The following is a 15,016-nucleotide window of genomic DNA, read 5'->3' on the forward strand; positions in this document are numbered from 1 at the left end:
ATCAGCGCGGACCAAGCACCGTCTGCAGGTCGTCGCCCTGCGGCAATCCGGCCCGGCGCTGCACCTGGCCCTGTGCATCCTGGAACAGGATGCCCGGGGTGCCCTGGAACCCCATCTCCAGCATCAACACCTGGTTGGCGTCAAGCTTGCCGGCGATCTCGCGGCTGATGTTCGGCAGCGCTTTGATGCCGCCACGGTCGAACTGGTGTTCGTTCTCCAGCAGCGCCGCGCTCGGATCACGTGCGGAGAGGATGGCTGCGGCCTTGGCCGGACTGTCCTCGCGGATCACACCCACCATGATGTGGCGCAGCTGTACCTTGCCGGCGTCGACCCACGGACGGGCCGCCTCCCAGAACTTGTGGCAATACGGGCAGTTGGCATCGCTGAAGGTATAGACCACGCGGGGCGCGTCGGCCTTGCCATCACGCACCCAGGCGCTGGCTTCGAGCTTGGTCCACATTTTGGCCGACATCGGTGCGGCAACCAGCTTCTCGACCGCTTCGGCAGCCACATCATTACCTTCGGCATCGAACAGGCTGCCCACCAGTACGTGCTTGCCATCGGCCGTGACATAGGCCGCTGCAGGCTGCTGCCCTCCCACCACGCCAGCAAAACCGCGCAGGCCGTCCGGCGCATCGAATTCGGCAACGACCTCGAAGCCGTGCTTCTCGATGCCCTTCAGCACGGCTGGACGGTCGCCCTTGGCGGCAGATGCCGGAGCAGTCGTCGCCGAAGCCGTAGCGGCCTTGCCCGGCGGCGTCTGTGCCTGGCTGCAGGCGGCCAATGCCAGCATGACCGGCAGCAGGAGCACCGCCGGGGCGGTGCGCAGGGAAATCGACAACATGGGAACTCCGTAGTGAGATGCCCGCGCAGGCTACCGCAGCCGGCGCAGTTTGTGTTCAAGGCCGGCCGCAGTCAGTTCGCCCAGGTGCAGTTCACGCAGGCGCCCATCGGCGTCGAAAAAGAGCGTGGAAGGATATGCCTGAACGCCGAGCACGGTGGAAGCAGCAGCGTCATCATCCAGCAGCACGTTGCCCAGCATCAGTCGTTCGCCGGCCAGGAAACCCTGGACCTCATCCAGGGTTTCAGCCTGGTTGAGGAATACGAACTGCACGTCATCATGTGCCTGTTGTGCCGTCGCCAGCACCGGCATCTCACGCCGGCAGGGCCCGCACCATGTGGCCCACAGATTCAGCACCAGCGGCTTGCCGCGGAACTGCTGCAGATCGATACGATCGCCTTGAAGGTCCGCCACCTGCAGCGCCGGCAACGGCATCTGCCGCTCCTGCCATGCCGACAGCAACTGGCCACCAGCGACCCAGAACAACACGCCTACCAGTGCGCTCGTCAGCACCGGTGCACGCAACTGACGCCACGGCCGCAGACGCCATAATCCCCACGACAGCCCGGCCACCAGCACCACCATCAGGTGATAGCCACCATCGGTGACCTGCAGAATGCTCCAGGGCTCCGAACGATAGAGCGCGAAATTCAGCACAACAAAACTGACACGACCACACAGCAGGCCGATCAGCAGCATGTCCAGCACGATGCCTGCTGCCGACGGCAGCGGCATTCCCACTGCCCTGCGCGGCCAAAGACGGGCAACGGTCATGGCCAGCAACGTGCACATCAGGATCAACACCACCGGCATCGGTACCGGTCCAACACTCGACATCAGCCCACCTGTTCAAGTTCCACTGCCTGCATGGTCAAAGCGTCACGCCCAGGTTGCAAGCGCTCGCCCGCCCCCCATGGTCAGGCCGCACTGCGCCCCAACTGCATTCCGGGGGACGCCTGCAGGCCGCGCAGACTTCCGGCCACCGACGGCATCAACGGTCGCTCCCGCCGCTTGCAGTTGACGTGGCGGCGATAGTTGGCCGGTGTCATGCCCACGATGCGGAGGAACAGTCGCCGGAATGCGCTCTGATCAGCGTAGCCCACCCCCCAGGCCACCTCCTCGATGCCTGCGCCCTGCTGCAGCAGGGTCTGCGCCTTGGCAATGCGCAGCCGTTGGCAGTATTCGATCGGCCGCAGACCGGTCGCTCGGAGGAAGCGCCGCTGCAGGGTGCGCGGTTCCAATCCGGAAACCTCGCAGATTGCGGCCAGAGTGGCTCCTCGTGCGGCAGTGGTATGCAGCCAGCGCTGGGCCTTCAGTACATCGCGGTCACCGTGGGCGAAGTTGGCACTGAAACGCTCAAGATCCTGCTGGATCCCTGCGGGCACGACGATCCCGAGCTGTTGCGCGACCGCGCTCGCCACGCCCTGCCCGTGCAGCCGGTACAGCAAACGCAGCCCGAGGAAACGCCAAGCCTGCGATCCGCCAACCGTCAGCAGATCGCCATCGTCGACCAGCGCCCGCTCACTGGGCACCCAGCTCACCGCCTGCGCCTGCAACCCTGGATGTCGCCCCAGATCGGGGCCGCTGACCGTTCTTCCGGCCAGCAGTCCCGCACGGGCCAGTACACCGACCCCGTCGCTGGCAGCAGCCAGCAGGCTGCCCCCGTCGTAGTGGGCCCGCAACCAGTCCAGCAGGACCTCTTCGGCGCGCAGACAGGCTCCGGGGCTGATCTGGCCGGGAACCGCGATCACCGCGGGAATGGCGGCGTCGAGCATTTCAGCACCCGCGATGCGGTGTACACCGGTCTGGCTGGCGGGAACGATCCAGCGGGTGACAAGCACACGCTTGAAGGGTCGGCGCTGCTGTTGGGCCAGGCGGTTGGCGACGTGGGCCATTTCGGCCAGCACAGAGGCGGCGGAGGGGTCCCCTCCCGGATATTCGACCACCGCAACCTCTACGAATGCTTCGTTCCTGACTCCCTCCACAGACCACCTCCTCGGTTCGTTGCAGGCCATCGAACGGCCGGTTCAGGCGAAGGGTAGGAACAGGCCCATCTGCGGGGCTATGAAGAAAGTTGCAAAGTGGGCTGAATGCGCGCACCGAGCTGAAGCCTTGACTCTCGACCAGACTCCAGGCTTCACAATGGCCGGCAGGATCCGCAGGAAAGCTGCCATGAACATTGGACAACTGGCCCGTCAGGCGGGCGTGCCGATCGATACGGTCCGCTATTACGAACGGCAGCAGCTGCTGCCGACGGCGGCGCGCTCGGCCGGGGGTTACCGCATCTTCGGCGAGCCGGATCTGCGCCGGCTGCGCTTCATCCGCCGCGCCAAGGCACTGGGCTTCAGCCTGGAGGAAATCGGAGAACTGCTCGCGCTCAGTGATCACCACCAGCAGGACATGGGCAGCGTGCGTGACACCGCGCAGGCCCGCCTGCAGGACATCGCACAACGGATGGCCGAACTGCAGCGCATGCACATCGCGCTGTCGCAGCTGGTCGACGCCTGCCCCGGCCATGGCGCGCTGGACCAGTGCCCGATCCTGGCCGCTCTGACCGACGACACCACGGCCGCAGGCGACTGACATCGGCTTCGCAACACGCGTGAAGAAAAGTGCAACAAATGCTTGCCAACCCCCTGGGGCAAGGCTATTATTTCGCTCCTCAGCGACGTGGGGCCATAGCTCAGCTGGGAGAGCGCCTGCATGGCATGCAGGAGGTCAGCGGTTCGATCCCGCTTGGCTCCACCAATCTTTCGGCATTAGGCCGTCGAAAGGTCGCTAAAGAACATTGATGAGAATTGCGTCCCCATCGTCTAGAGGCCTAGGACATCACCCTTTCACGGTGGCGACCGGGGTTCGAATCCCCGTGGGGACGCCACTCATCACGAACAACGAGGACCCGGCCGATAACCGGGTCTTTTTTGTTCACCGCCTACCGGTATTCAGGGTGTGGCGTTGCGGTTCCCCTGCCCTCGTGGCTGCGGTTGAACCGGAACGAAAAAAGTTCAAAAAAGACTTCCACAAACGTGAACACGCAGGTATGATAGGCGGCTCGGTAACACGGGGCCATAGCTCAGCTGGGAGAGCGCCTGCATGGCATGCAGGAGGTCAGCGGTTCGATCCCGCTTGGCTCCACCACTTTCGACATTAGGCCGTCGAAGGTTCTACAACTTGAAGTTTTTCGTGCGTCCCCATCGTCTAGAGGCCTAGGACATCACCCTTTCACGGTGGCGACCGGGGTTCGAATCCCCGTGGGGACGCCAGTTTCAAAACGGACTCTGCTCCCGGCAGATCATCCGGAGTTTCATGGGGCCATAGCTCAGCTGGGAGAGCGCCTGCATGGCATGCAGGAGGTCAGCGGTTCGATCCCGCTTGGCTCCACCACTTCGACATTAGGCCGTCGAAGGATCTACAACTTGAAGTTTTCGTGCGTCCCCATCGTCTAGAGGCCTAGGACATCACCCTTTCACGGTGGCGACCGGGGTTCGAATCCCCGTGGGGACGCCAATTCTTGAAAACCCTGGCTTCGGCCGGGGTTTTTCTTTGCCTGAGATTCCCGGGAAAGCCCTGTCCACGCATGGCGTGGATCTACTGCAGGGCCGGGATGGATCCGGCGGCCGGTTGGCCCAGTAGATCCATGCCACGCATGGATGGCCTCAGCCTGAACACACCTCAGAACCGGCGATACATCCCGATCGATGCAGGTGCGGTGGGTGCGAAACCAAACTGCGCGTACAACCGGTGCGCTTCACCATCGGCCAGAAGGCTGACGTATGCAGACGGCGGCAGGTTCGCCTGCATCCAGCCATCCAGGCGACGCATCACTTCCTTGCCCAGGCCCTGCCCCTGCAGGCGCGGCAGCACGGCGATATCACAGACCTGCAGGTGGCACCCACCATCGCCGACGATGCGGCCCATCGCTACCAGCTCATTGCCCTGGTAGGCGCACACGCCATACAGGGTATTGGGCAGCGCGCGTGCCGCCGCCTCCTGGCTCTTGGCACTGAGGCCCGCCAGCACACGCAGCTGGCAATAGTCTTCGACCGTGGGGACAGCCTCGCGGAACTGGCAGCTGACGGAATCATTCATGCGGTATCTCCCTGTAGGTCGGGCTATCCTGCCGCATCCACGTCGCAACGACTGCGACCCAGGCCTGCAGAGTTCCCATGTGCTATTCCGCCCTGATCCGCGCTGACTACGCCAAGCTGGTCCGCGAGTTCGGTGCCATCCTGTCGCTGGAGGAGTTCGCCGAACTGTACGCGCACGATCCCGGCAAGAAGCGGCCGAAAACCCCCAAGGCCATGGACGACGGCTTTGCCGGCGCGCGCACCGAACAGGGTCGCGACATCGTCGCGAAGATCCAGCAGTGGCATGCGCAGGAACGCCAGGCTCTGGAGGCGGAGCTGGCCCGCCAACGCGAGCGCCGCGATATCGCCCACGCGACGCTCGCCACCCGCCCCACCCAGAAGGCACGCAACGACCTGCGCGTGGCCGGCAACCGCATCGAGCGCGCCCAGGCCCGGCTTGAGGACCTGCACCGGGTACAACTACTGCCGCGCGACAACCGCATTTTTCCCGGCACCTACGCGCCGGTGATGGTCAGCGAGAGCGGCCGACGGGTGATCAAGCCGATGCGCTACCAATGCCGGCTGCCGGACAAGCCGGCACGCAACGACGTGCTCTACCCCGGCACCTACAACGCACGACGCGACAGCCTGGAAGGCTATTGGCGCGGCGCGTTCGGCCTTCGCCACGGCGTTGTCGTGGTGCAGGCGTTCTATGAGCACGTACCACGCCACGCGATCGCAGGGCGCGCGCTTGGCGCCAGTGAAAAGGAACAGGATGTGGTGCTGGAGTTTCGCCCGGACCCGCCCCGCGACCTGCTTCTGGCCTGCCTTTGGGCGGAATGGGAGGGACCGGAAGGACGCCTGCTCTCATTCGCCACGATCACCGACACCCCGCCACGCGATGTCGCCGCGGCAGGTCACGATCGAGGCGTGATACCGATCCGCAGGGAGCATCTCGATGCGTGGCTCAACCCCGATCCGGACAACCTGGCCGGGCAGTACAGCATCCTCGACGACCGCGAGGACATCCGTTACCTGTACGAAGAGGCCGGCTGAAGCGCCGTTCTCACGCCGTTGCGCTGGAACGGCCCACCGCACGGCTCAGCGCCCGGGTCAGGTCCGCCGACAGATACGGCTTGACCAGCAGTACTCCGGACAGCATAGACTCGGGCAGCTGCTCAGCCAGCATTCCGGTGGCAAGCACGAACGGTACGCCTCGCGCCGACAATGCTGCCGCCACCGGCTCGCTGGTCTCGTTGCGGGCCAGGCGATAGTCCAGCAGGGCCACATCGGGAACCGAGTCTTCCAGCACGCGCAATGCTTCAGCCACGCTCGCCGCCAACCCGACCACGGTCGCGCCGGCATGCACCAGCTGCATCTGCAGCAAGGCTGCGCTCATCTCGTCGTTCTCGACCACCAGCACCCTCAGGTCCTGCAACACTGTCATCGGCTATGGCTCCTGGAGGCATTCAAGCCGGCGCAGTATAGCCATCGCAGAGCCGATGCCGACAGGAAACGCCTCGATCTGCCTTGCCCCTATGAAAGCCCTGCCCTCCTCGGTTACACTCACACGCTGCCTGCCGGTGTGGCGGAATGGTATACGCAGCTGACTCAAAATCAGCCGGGGGTGACCCCATGAAGGTTCGAGTCCTTTCACCGGCACCACAGCATCAAAGGCCAGGTCCATGACCTGGCCTTTTGCTTTTCAGGCGATGCAGGCCCATGTAGCCGCTCCGGTGTCACTGTGCTGACGCAAAACTGCGACCGTTGACAGGGTTGCCGCAAGACGTAGTGCACACTTTTCTTGCCAGCCTCACGTACATCTGCCTATCGTGATCCCGCCGGATCCGGGGGTGGGGGACTGCATGACGTTGCGTGCTGCACTGTTTTTTCTCGTCACGCACGCGCTCGTCATTGCCTTTGTCGGCCCGCAGGACCCGGTCGGCTCCTACCTGATGCTGATCACCGCCCCGCTGCTGGCTGCACTGGCCTGCGTACGGCGTGCACGTGTCAGCCAGGCGGCCTGCCAGTGGCGACTGCTCGGCGCGGCCGTCGGCCTGTTCTCTCTCGCGCTGCTGGCCCTGCTGTACCGCAATGTGGCCGGCCTCGCCCCTGCGCAGATGACCGCCTCAACACTGATCCTGTACGTGTTCTACCGGATCCCCCTGACCTACGTCGCTGCAAGCCCGGGCGGCGGGAACCGCTACATCCGTGCGGTGGACCTCGGGATCATTGCCCTGCTTTGGCTGCTGTACTACCTGCATGCGCGGGCGATGGCGCCGCTGAACACCGCCTTGTGGACGCAGTGCCTGAACACCATGAGCGGCGTGCAGAACAGCCTTGTGTTCTGCTTCGCACTGATCCGTTTCCTGGCCGAGGACGATCCGGACCGCCGCGATTTTTTCCGGACGCTGACGATCTACGCGCTGGGCTACTTCCTGCTGGCCTTCTACATCAATACCTATCAGCCGCAGGTGCCCGACGGCAATTGGGGCGACCTGCTGATCAGTGGACTGTTCGTGCTGCTGGCCATCCTGGCGGGCAGCCATCGTCGCTGCCCGGCAGTGGAGGTATCCCGCAGCCTGCGGCGCATCGTCGATGCCGGCGTACCACTGATGCTGCCCTTGCTGCTGATGCTGGTGGCGCTTCTGGTCGCGCGCCTGCAGCCGACCCTGGCCACGGTCGGCTTCATCGGCTCCCTGCTCGGCTATGCGCTGCGCAGCGTGCTGAGCCAGATCGAGATCCAGCGCCAGCGCGATGAACTGGAAACGCTGGCGCGGCGCGATCCGCTGACCGGACTGGGCAACCGGCGCAGCTTCGATGAGTCGCTGGATCGGGCCCACCGCCGCGCGCGCCGCCAGGGCCAGGGCCTGGCGGTACTGATGATCGACATCGACCACTTCAAACGGCTGAACGACACCTACGGCCACCCGGAAGGTGATCGGCGCCTGCGTGCCGTCGCCGGCATCCTCGATGGCTGCCTGCAACGGGGCGACGATCTGCTGGCCCGCTATGGCGGCGAAGAGTTCATCGCCGCCCTGCCCTCGCCCGATGCCACCCACGCCCTGGGCCTGGGCGAACGGCTGCGCGCTTCGGTCGAAGCCGCAGCCCTGCCCGCCCCCGTGGCCACCGTCACCATCAGCATCGGCGTGGCCTGGCAGGCACCCGGCGAAGACGGCGATCCGCGCGGCCTGGTCGAACGCGCCGACCAGGCCCTGTATCGCGCCAAGCATGCCGGTCGCAACTGCGTACGCGGCGACACCGAAACCAAGGAAGAACAGTCCGGTCGCCGCGCCTAGACCGCATGCAGCGCCGCCGCTCCGTGCCGGTGCCCGGCGCCGCCCTGCAAGCGGAAGCTGGCCACCGTCTGCAGCAGCTGCGCCGACTGCTCTTCCATGCTGCGTGCCGCCGCCGACGCCTCCTCGACCAGGGCCGCGTTCTGCTGGGTGCCCTGGTCGATCAGATCGACGGCATGGTTCATCTGCTGGATGTCGTCGCTCTGCTGCTGCGAGGCAGTGCTGATTTCGGTCATCAGGTCGCTCACCCGGCGCACGTTGGTCACGATCTCGTCCATGGTGCGGCCCGCGCTCTCAACCTGCGCCGTACCGGCACCCACATTGGCAACCGACTCATCGATCAGGTGCTTGATCTCCTTCGCTGCGCTGGCCGAACGCTGCGACAGCTCGCGGATCTCGGTGGCAACCACGGCAAATCCACGGCCGTGTTCACCGGCACGCGCCGCCTCCACCGCTGCGTTCAGCGCGAGAATGTTGGTCTGGAAGGCGATGCCGTCGATCACCCCGATGATGTCGACGATGCGCCGCGACGAGGCATTGATCACCGCCATCGTCTCGACCACCTCATGCACCACACTGCCGCCGCGCGCAGCGACATCGGCGGCTCCACCGGCCAGCTGGCTCGCCTGGCGCGCGTTGGTGGCGGTGCGCTGCACGGTCTCGGCCAGGCCCTTCATCGACACCGCGGTTTCCTCGAGCGAAGCCGCCTGCTGCTCGGTGCGCTGCGAGAGGTCGCTGTTGCCCTGTGCGATTTCAGTCGCGCCGACTGCGATGGTGTCCGCGGCGAACTTGATCTGGCCGATGATCGCGGCCATCGCCTCGACCAGCGAATTCACGCCTTCGCACAGTTCGGCGATCGAGCCATTCTTGTCGGCGGTGGCCACGCGCTGGGTCAGATCGCCCTGCTTGGCCGCGGCCACCACCTCGCGGGTCTGCGCCACCGCGCGCTGCATGGCCTGGTTTTCATGCACCTGCACGGTGATGTCGGTGGCGTACTTGACGACCTTGAACGGCTTGCCATTGAGGTCCAGGATCGGGTTGTAGGATGCCTGGATCCAGACCTCACGCCCGCCTTTGCCAAGGCGCCGATACTGGCCGGCGTCGTATTCGCCGCGCCCCAGTTTCTCCCAGAACTGGCGATATTCGATGCTGCTGCGATGCTCGGGCTCGACAAATAACGAATGGTGCTGCCCGCGCACTTCGTCCAGGCTGTAGCCGGTGGCGGCCAGGAAATTGTCGTTGGCCAACAGGATGCGGCCATCCATGCTGAACTCGATCACCGCCTGCGACTTGGCGATCGCGGCCAGTTGCCCCGCCGAGTCGGCCGCCTGCAGCTTCTGCGCGGTGATGTCGGTCGCGAACTTGACCACCTTGTACGGCCGCCCCTGGCGGTCCAGTACCGGGTTGTACGAGGCCTGGATCCAGATCTCGCGCTGGCCCTTGCCGAAGCGGCGGTACTGTCCGGCGTCGTATTCGCCGCGCCCCAAGCGCGCCCAGAAGTCGCGGTATTCGGCGCTGCGCGCCAGCTCGGGGTCGACGAACAGGGAATGATGCTTGCCCTGGATCTCCTCCAGCCGGTAGCCCATCGCCTGCAGGAAATTGTCATTGGCCTGCAGGATGGTGCCGTCGAGCGCGAACTCGATGACGGCCTGCACGCGATGCAGCGCGGCCACCTGCGCTTCCAGCTCGGTGCGGTCGGTCATCGCCTTCTCTGTGCCGGTGCGTTGCTGCGGCGCCAGTGCGCCAAGCAGCGCACGCCACGGCGACCAACGGGTGTGCAGCTCGGCCGGCGCCTGCGCGCCTGCCGTGAAGCCTGGAATGAGCATTGTCTGATCCTCGGTGTCCGGTAAGCGGTTGTGACCCGACGGGCGGGATGCCCGGCGGCAACATCAGTTGCCAGGGACTACAGGTGCCAACGGCACCTCTCGAGCGACTGCCAAGAACGTCTGCTGCGGGTGCGATCGGCATCTGGGAGCGGCGGAACACACTGCGCGGACCGCCCATCGGGGGCAGCCTGGGGTCCTGCGGCGGGTGACTGGAGCGGGATCCAGAGGGAGTATCGGCGATGCCGTCAGCCGCTTTAGCGGGATTCCGCGACGTCCGTCGCAACTCCGTGCATTGCAGCCGGAATGCGGTAGACGATTGCCGTGTACTTCACGCCCTGCTCACGTGCTACAGGCAGTCCCCCGAGGGACTCAGCGAGGGAACGGCTGGACCGGTTCTGCTCGGCCACCGGATAGCGGAACGCAGCACAGCGCAGGCGCCCTGAGGCGGCCGACCACACCGCCGCCACGGCTTCGCGACCATAGCCGTGCCCATGCATCATTTCTGCGATCCAGATGCCCAGTTCGGGTTCTGCGTCACGGGCTCGATGCAGGCCTGCCAGGCCAACGAATACACCATCCTCGCGCCTGCGGATCACGAACGTGATGTCGGTCCCGTCGGCGATGGTGGGCAGCCACGTTCGCCAGACAGCAGCAAACGCCTCCTTCGACGGCGGCGGCTCGAAGGACATGTAGCGGATCAGCCCGGGGGTGATTCCCGCAAATGCCTCGTCGGCGTCACCGGGCGTGAATGGCCGGAGGTGCAGCCGCGGACTGTCGATGGTCCAGTCGTCGGACGTCATGTTCTGCATTGCCTGAGCGCTGGGTACAGCATCGCTCAGCAGAAGGATGCAGCTCAAGGCAAAAAGGTTTACATGACCAATGCGGGATTCCGCGGCAGGAGAATATGACCAGCATGAAGGTCCCTCAGGATGCTCATCGACATGGAGATCGCATGTTCCCTCGCTTTGCCAGCCTTCTCTTCCTGGCCGTGTGGAGCAGCAGCGCGCTGGCCAACGACACCGCCTATCGACCGGCCTTCCACCCGGACCAGCTGAAGGGACCGCCCGCAGGGCGCCCGAACGAAGTGCTGGTGCTGGGCAGCCCGCACCTGTCCAGCCTGCCGGAGACCTTCACGCCGGCGATGCTGGAACCTCTGCTGCAGCGCCTGGAAGCCTGGCGGCCCACCGCGATCGCGGTAGAGAACCTGTCCGGCCTGCAGTGTGACTTCATGCGCCGCAATCCGGCCCGATACGCCGAGAGCGTAGCGGACTACTGCGTCGATCCGGCACCAGCGCAGGCCGCCACCGGCCTGGACGTGCCAAGCGCCAACGTGGAGATGGAACGCCTGCTTGCGGATTGGCCGAAGGCGCCAACCGCCGCCCAGCGACGCCGACTGGCCGCAGTGTTCCTGGCTGCGGGCGAGAGCAGCTCGGCAGTCGTCCAATGGCTGCGGCTGCCCAGGGAAGAGCGACGTGCCTCGGACAGCCTGACACCGGAGCTGGTGCAGTTCCTCGACACGCGCATGGCACGCCGCAACGAGGCCGGCCTGGTGGCCGGCGTCCTCGCCGCGCGCCTGGGGCTGGAGCGGCTGTGGGCGGTCGACGACCACACTGCGGATTCGCCTACACCGGAATCGCAGCAGAAGGCCTACGCTGCCGCCATACGCGGTGCCTGGGACAATTCCTTCGTCAAAGCGCGCAGGGCGGCCGATGAACGACTGAAAGCCAATCTTGCTCAACCGGATGGGTTGCTCGCGATGTATCGCGCCTACAACGCACCCGAGGCCGCGATGCTGGCCTTCAACAGCGATTTCGGCGCGACGCTCGTCGAACCCTCGCCGGAAGGCTTCGGCCGCAACTACGTGGGCTACTGGGAAACCCGCAACCTGCGCATGGTCGCCAACATGCGCCACGTGCTCGGCCAGCACCCGGGCACCCGCATGCTGACCATCGTCGGTGCCTCGCACAAGGGCTACTACGAGGCCTACCTCAACCAGATGCACGATGTGCAGCTGGTCAGTGCGGACGCAGTATTGCGTTGACGGGATGGGTGCCGGCCACCCGCCGGCACTATCCTGCAGGGCCCCATCCAGAGGTGCCTGCATGCTCAAGGTCATCGCCGAAGACTTCATCCATCCCGATGCCGTGGACACCGTGCTTCCGCTGTACCGGGAACTGGTCGCGTGCACGCAGCGCGAGCCGCTCTGCCTCGGCTATGAACTGTTCGTGGACCAGAAGGATCCCGGGCACTTCGTCTTCATCGAGCAATGGCCGGACCGCGCCGCCCTGGACATCCACTGCGCCAGCGAACATTTCCAGCGGCTGGTGCCGCAGATCAATGCCTTCCAGCGCGCGCCATGCCGGTTCCTGCTGATGGATGCTGCGCCTCTGTAGTACCGGCATCAACGCGACGGTGATCCCGGCGCCTGTGCCGCCACAGCACCAGGCTGGCCGCCACCGTGCACGCCAGGGTGAGGGCCAGCAGCGCCACCACGCTCGCCTGCAGCACCGGCAACATTGCCTGGGCGAGACGGTCCTCACGCACCTCCTCCAGCCGGAGCCCGGCCGCCAGCGCGAGGCACCAGCCGACCAGGGCCGGGGCGAAGGCACGCACCGCCATCGGGTTGCAGACATTCATGGGATCACCTGTAAGAGAGGAGGTGCGCGGAGTATTTGCGCCCGCCCTCTCACAGGCTGAGATCAGCCCTCGACGACCTCGGAATCATCGCCCGGCAGCTCACTGGCCTCGCCCTGCACCTGCACGTTGTTGCGGCCCATCGCCTTGGCCCGGTAACACTGGGCATCGGCCGCGGCCACCGCCTGATCCACGCTCATCCCTCCGGCCAGCGGCGCGATGCCGATGCTGGCCCCTACCCGCAACCGGTCCTGGTCCCACGGAATCGACAGCGACGCCAGGGTATGCAACAGCTCGCCGCCAATGCGCGCTGCACGACGCGGCGTGCAACCGGACAGGATCACAGCGAACTCATCGCCGCCCAGCCGCGCCACCACATCCGAATCGCGCACCCCGTGACGCAGAACGCTGGCCACCGCCCAGAGCACCGCATCGCCAGCCAGATGGCCCCAGGTATCGTTGATCGGCTTGAACCGGTCCAGATCGATGTACATCAGCGACGCGGCCTGGCCGGTACGTTCGACACGGGTGATCGCCTGCTGCAGATGCACCTCGAAGCCACGGCGGTTGCTCAGTTCGGTCAGCGGATCGATCTCGGCCAGATGACGCGCCTCGCGCTGGCGGGCACGCTGCTGGGTATCGTCGCGCAGCACCCAGACCGCGCCTCGCACGTGGCCCTCGTCATCGCGCAACCAGGCGCGGGTCAGGTCCACCGGCACCGTGGCGGCACCCAGGCGCAGCAGCAGGTCGGCATGCAGGTCGACCGCATTGCTGTCCGGATCCAGCAGTACCGACACGTCCAGCACCGAACCCGGCGCGTATTCGGTGGTCAGCGCCAGCACATCCTGCACCTTGTGTCCGGCCAGCGACAACGCGCCATCGCCGGCCAACATGCGTACTGCAGCGGCATTGGCGTAATCGATACGGCCATCGAGGCTGACGCTCAGCACCAGGTCGGCCACGGCATCCAGGGTGATGCGGCTGCGCTGTTCGCTCTCGAACAGCCGCTGCTCGCTGCTGCGCTGGGCGGTGATGTCCTGGATCTGCGACACGAAATGCAACGGCTCGCCATGCTCGTTGCGCACCAGCGAGACCGACAATCGGGCCCAGATGACCTTGCCATCGCGATCGAGATAGCGCTTTTCCAGGTGGTAGTGGCTGCGACGCCCGGCCAGCAGGTCCTGCACCAGGGCCAGGTCGGTCTGCAGGTCATCAGGATGGGTGAGACGCTGGAAATCCACCTGCAGCAGCTCTTCCCGCGGATAGCCGAGGATCCGGCACAGCGCATCGTTGACGTCCAGCCATCGCCCTTCCAGTGACACCAGCGCCATGCCCAGCGCAGCCGAGGTGAACGCACCGGCGAACTTCTCCGCGGACAAGCGCGCTTCGGCCCTCGCCTGCAGGATCTCGGTGATGTCGATGGCCATCCCGACATAGCCGATGCGTACACCGTCGGCACCGTCCATGCGGCTGATCGAGAGGCGTACCTGGCGTGGCTGGCCGTCCTTGCGCAGCAGCGTCCATTGCCGCGAATAGGTCTGGCCATCGGCACGCGCACTGAGTGCCTCGAACACATCTGGCAGTTGGCCATCGGCATCGGCCAGCGGTCGCAGCCAGGCATTCAGTTCCTGCGGATCGTGGAAGGCATCCAGCCGGCGCTGGCCGACCACATCCGCCGCGCTGTAGCCCAGCAGGCGTTGCGCGCCGGTGTTGAACAGGGTGATGGTGCCATCGATATCGGTGGCGATCACCGCCACCTCGTCGGAGGCATCGACCACGGCCTGCAGGCGTTGCCGTGTTTCGGCCGCATCCTGTCGGGCCTGCTGCAGCTCGGTCACGTCGGCATGCGCACCGGCCATCCACAATGGTTTGCCCTGCGCGTCCCATTCAAAGACGCGGCCACGGTCCTGGATCCATATCCACTGGCCATTCTTGTGGCGCATCCGCAGCAGGCACGCGTAGTTGTCGGTGCGCCCCTCGAAATGCTCGTCCAGTGCCGCGTCCGACAGCGCTATGTCATCGGGATGGACCAGCTTCAGGAAGGTCTTCTGGCAGACCGGCTCCAGCTCTTCCAGGCGGTAACCGACAATCTCGGCCCAGCGCGCGTTGACCCGCATCTCGCCGTTCTGCACGTTCCATTCCCAGGTGCCCGCGGCGGTGCCATCGATGATCATCGCCAGCCGCCGACGCTCTTCGGCCAGCGCCTGCAGGCGGCGCTCCAGCAACCCGTTGCCGTTGGTGCCCTGGCCCGCCATCACCGCTGCCCCCGGCCCGCGCAGGCAGGCAGCGGCCGCAGCGCGACGCTGCAGACCTCAACGAAGACGACGGGTCCTGCTGGCGTCATGGCCCTCC

General features: G+C 65.7%; 13 protein-coding genes and 7 tRNA genes. 12 read left to right on the forward strand and 8 right to left on the reverse strand.

Annotation, left to right across the window (positions count from 1 at the left end):
• Nucleotide 1: 1 nt before the first annotated feature.
• The 3 genes from dsbG to AC5P5X_RS04640 all read right to left on the reverse strand — a co-directional run bounded on the left by dsbG (nucleotide 2) and on the right by AC5P5X_RS04640 (nucleotide 2,826).
• Nucleotides 2–844: a thiol:disulfide interchange protein DsbG gene (dsbG, locus tag AC5P5X_RS04630; protein WP_005410070.1), complete on the reverse strand. Its 843-nt coding sequence runs from the start codon at nucleotides 842–844 to the stop codon at nucleotides 2–4.
• 30 nt (nucleotides 845–874) lie between these two features.
• A complete protein-coding gene (locus AC5P5X_RS04635) occupies nucleotides 875–1,678 on the reverse strand; it encodes a TlpA disulfide reductase family protein (RefSeq protein ID WP_043034672.1) in 804 nt (267 codons plus the stop codon).
• Between the two features lie 80 nt (nucleotides 1,679–1,758).
• Complete coding sequence (locus AC5P5X_RS04640; protein ID WP_005410072.1) at nucleotides 1,759–2,826, reverse strand: GlxA family transcriptional regulator; 1,068 nt, start codon at nucleotides 2,824–2,826, stop codon at nucleotides 1,759–1,761.
• A gap of 187 nt (nucleotides 2,827–3,013) precedes the next feature.
• On the opposite strand from AC5P5X_RS04640, the gene AC5P5X_RS04645 reads away from it, so the two are divergent.
• The 7 genes from AC5P5X_RS04645 (at nucleotide 3,014) to AC5P5X_RS04675 (ending at nucleotide 4,348) form a co-directional block, all read left to right on the forward strand.
• Complete coding sequence (locus AC5P5X_RS04645) at nucleotides 3,014–3,424, forward strand: heavy metal-responsive transcriptional regulator (protein ID WP_005410073.1); 411 nt, start codon at nucleotides 3,014–3,016, stop codon at nucleotides 3,422–3,424.
• A gap of 89 nt (nucleotides 3,425–3,513) precedes the next feature.
• Nucleotides 3,514–3,589: transfer RNA gene (locus AC5P5X_RS04650), tRNA-Ala, on the forward strand.
• A gap of 54 nt (nucleotides 3,590–3,643) precedes the next feature.
• A tRNA-Glu gene (locus AC5P5X_RS04655) sits at nucleotides 3,644–3,719 on the forward strand.
• Nucleotides 3,720–3,903: 184 nt separating this feature from the next.
• Nucleotides 3,904–3,979: transfer RNA gene (locus AC5P5X_RS04660), tRNA-Ala, on the forward strand.
• 49 nt (nucleotides 3,980–4,028) lie between these two features.
• Nucleotides 4,029–4,104, forward strand: a tRNA-Glu gene (locus AC5P5X_RS04665).
• Nucleotides 4,105–4,149: 45 nt separating this feature from the next.
• Nucleotides 4,150–4,225, forward strand: a tRNA-Ala gene (locus AC5P5X_RS04670).
• 47 nt (nucleotides 4,226–4,272) lie between these two features.
• Nucleotides 4,273–4,348 (forward strand) — tRNA-Glu (locus tag AC5P5X_RS04675).
• A gap of 165 nt (nucleotides 4,349–4,513) precedes the next feature.
• On the opposite strand, the gene AC5P5X_RS04680 is transcribed toward AC5P5X_RS04675, so the two are convergent.
• Nucleotides 4,514–4,930, reverse strand: coding sequence for a GNAT family N-acetyltransferase (locus AC5P5X_RS04680; RefSeq protein ID WP_005410074.1), 417 nt, complete (start codon nucleotides 4,928–4,930; stop codon nucleotides 4,514–4,516).
• A 77-nt stretch (nucleotides 4,931–5,007) separates the two neighbouring features.
• Between AC5P5X_RS04680 and AC5P5X_RS04685 the strand changes: the two genes are divergently transcribed.
• The gene (locus AC5P5X_RS04685) at nucleotides 5,008–5,964 is read left to right on the forward strand and encodes an SOS response-associated peptidase family protein (protein ID WP_033833934.1); all 957 of its coding nucleotides are present in this window, start codon (nucleotides 5,008–5,010) and stop codon (nucleotides 5,962–5,964) included.
• A 10-nt stretch (nucleotides 5,965–5,974) separates the two neighbouring features.
• Here AC5P5X_RS04685 and AC5P5X_RS04690 read toward each other — a convergent pair whose 3' ends face one another.
• Entirely contained in the window at nucleotides 5,975–6,355 is a 381-nt protein-coding gene (locus tag AC5P5X_RS04690; protein WP_005410076.1) for a response regulator, read from the reverse strand.
• Between the two features lie 132 nt (nucleotides 6,356–6,487).
• Here AC5P5X_RS04690 and AC5P5X_RS04695 point away from each other — a divergent pair.
• Nucleotides 6,488–6,573: transfer RNA gene (locus AC5P5X_RS04695), tRNA-Leu, on the forward strand.
• Nucleotides 6,574–6,773: 200 nt separating this feature from the next.
• Entirely contained in the window at nucleotides 6,774–8,207 is a 1,434-nt protein-coding gene (locus AC5P5X_RS04700; protein ID WP_060380301.1) for a GGDEF domain-containing protein, read from the forward strand.
• On the opposite strand, the gene AC5P5X_RS04705 is transcribed toward AC5P5X_RS04700, so the two are convergent.
• Both AC5P5X_RS04705 and AC5P5X_RS04710 read right to left on the reverse strand, forming a co-directional pair.
• A complete protein-coding gene (locus tag AC5P5X_RS04705; RefSeq protein ID WP_099490399.1) occupies nucleotides 8,204–10,030 on the reverse strand; it encodes a methyl-accepting chemotaxis protein in 1,827 nt (608 codons plus the stop codon). The genes AC5P5X_RS04700 and AC5P5X_RS04705 overlap by 4 nt on opposite strands.
• Nucleotides 10,031–10,284: 254 nt before the next feature.
• Nucleotides 10,285–10,830 (reverse strand): GNAT family N-acetyltransferase, encoded by a 546-nt coding sequence (locus AC5P5X_RS04710; protein ID WP_171968737.1) that lies wholly within the window; start codon nucleotides 10,828–10,830, stop codon nucleotides 10,285–10,287.
• 152 nt (nucleotides 10,831–10,982) lie between these two features.
• On the opposite strand from AC5P5X_RS04710, the gene AC5P5X_RS04715 reads away from it, so the two are divergent.
• Complete coding sequence (locus tag AC5P5X_RS04715) at nucleotides 10,983–12,071, forward strand: DUF5694 domain-containing protein (RefSeq protein WP_099490401.1); 1,089 nt, start codon at nucleotides 10,983–10,985, stop codon at nucleotides 12,069–12,071.
• A gap of 61 nt (nucleotides 12,072–12,132) precedes the next feature.
• The gene (locus tag AC5P5X_RS04720; RefSeq protein WP_005410081.1) at nucleotides 12,133–12,423 is read left to right on the forward strand and encodes a putative quinol monooxygenase; all 291 of its coding nucleotides are present in this window, start codon (nucleotides 12,133–12,135) and stop codon (nucleotides 12,421–12,423) included.
• 306 nt (nucleotides 12,424–12,729) lie between these two features.
• Here AC5P5X_RS04720 and AC5P5X_RS04725 read toward each other — a convergent pair whose 3' ends face one another.
• The gene (locus AC5P5X_RS04725; RefSeq protein ID WP_005410083.1) at nucleotides 12,730–14,919 is read right to left on the reverse strand and encodes a PAS domain S-box protein; all 2,190 of its coding nucleotides are present in this window, start codon (nucleotides 14,917–14,919) and stop codon (nucleotides 12,730–12,732) included.
• Nucleotides 14,920–15,016: the final 97 nt, after the last annotated feature.

The sequence above is a fragment of the Stenotrophomonas sp. YJH_SMC_91 genome (assembly GCF_059368495.1).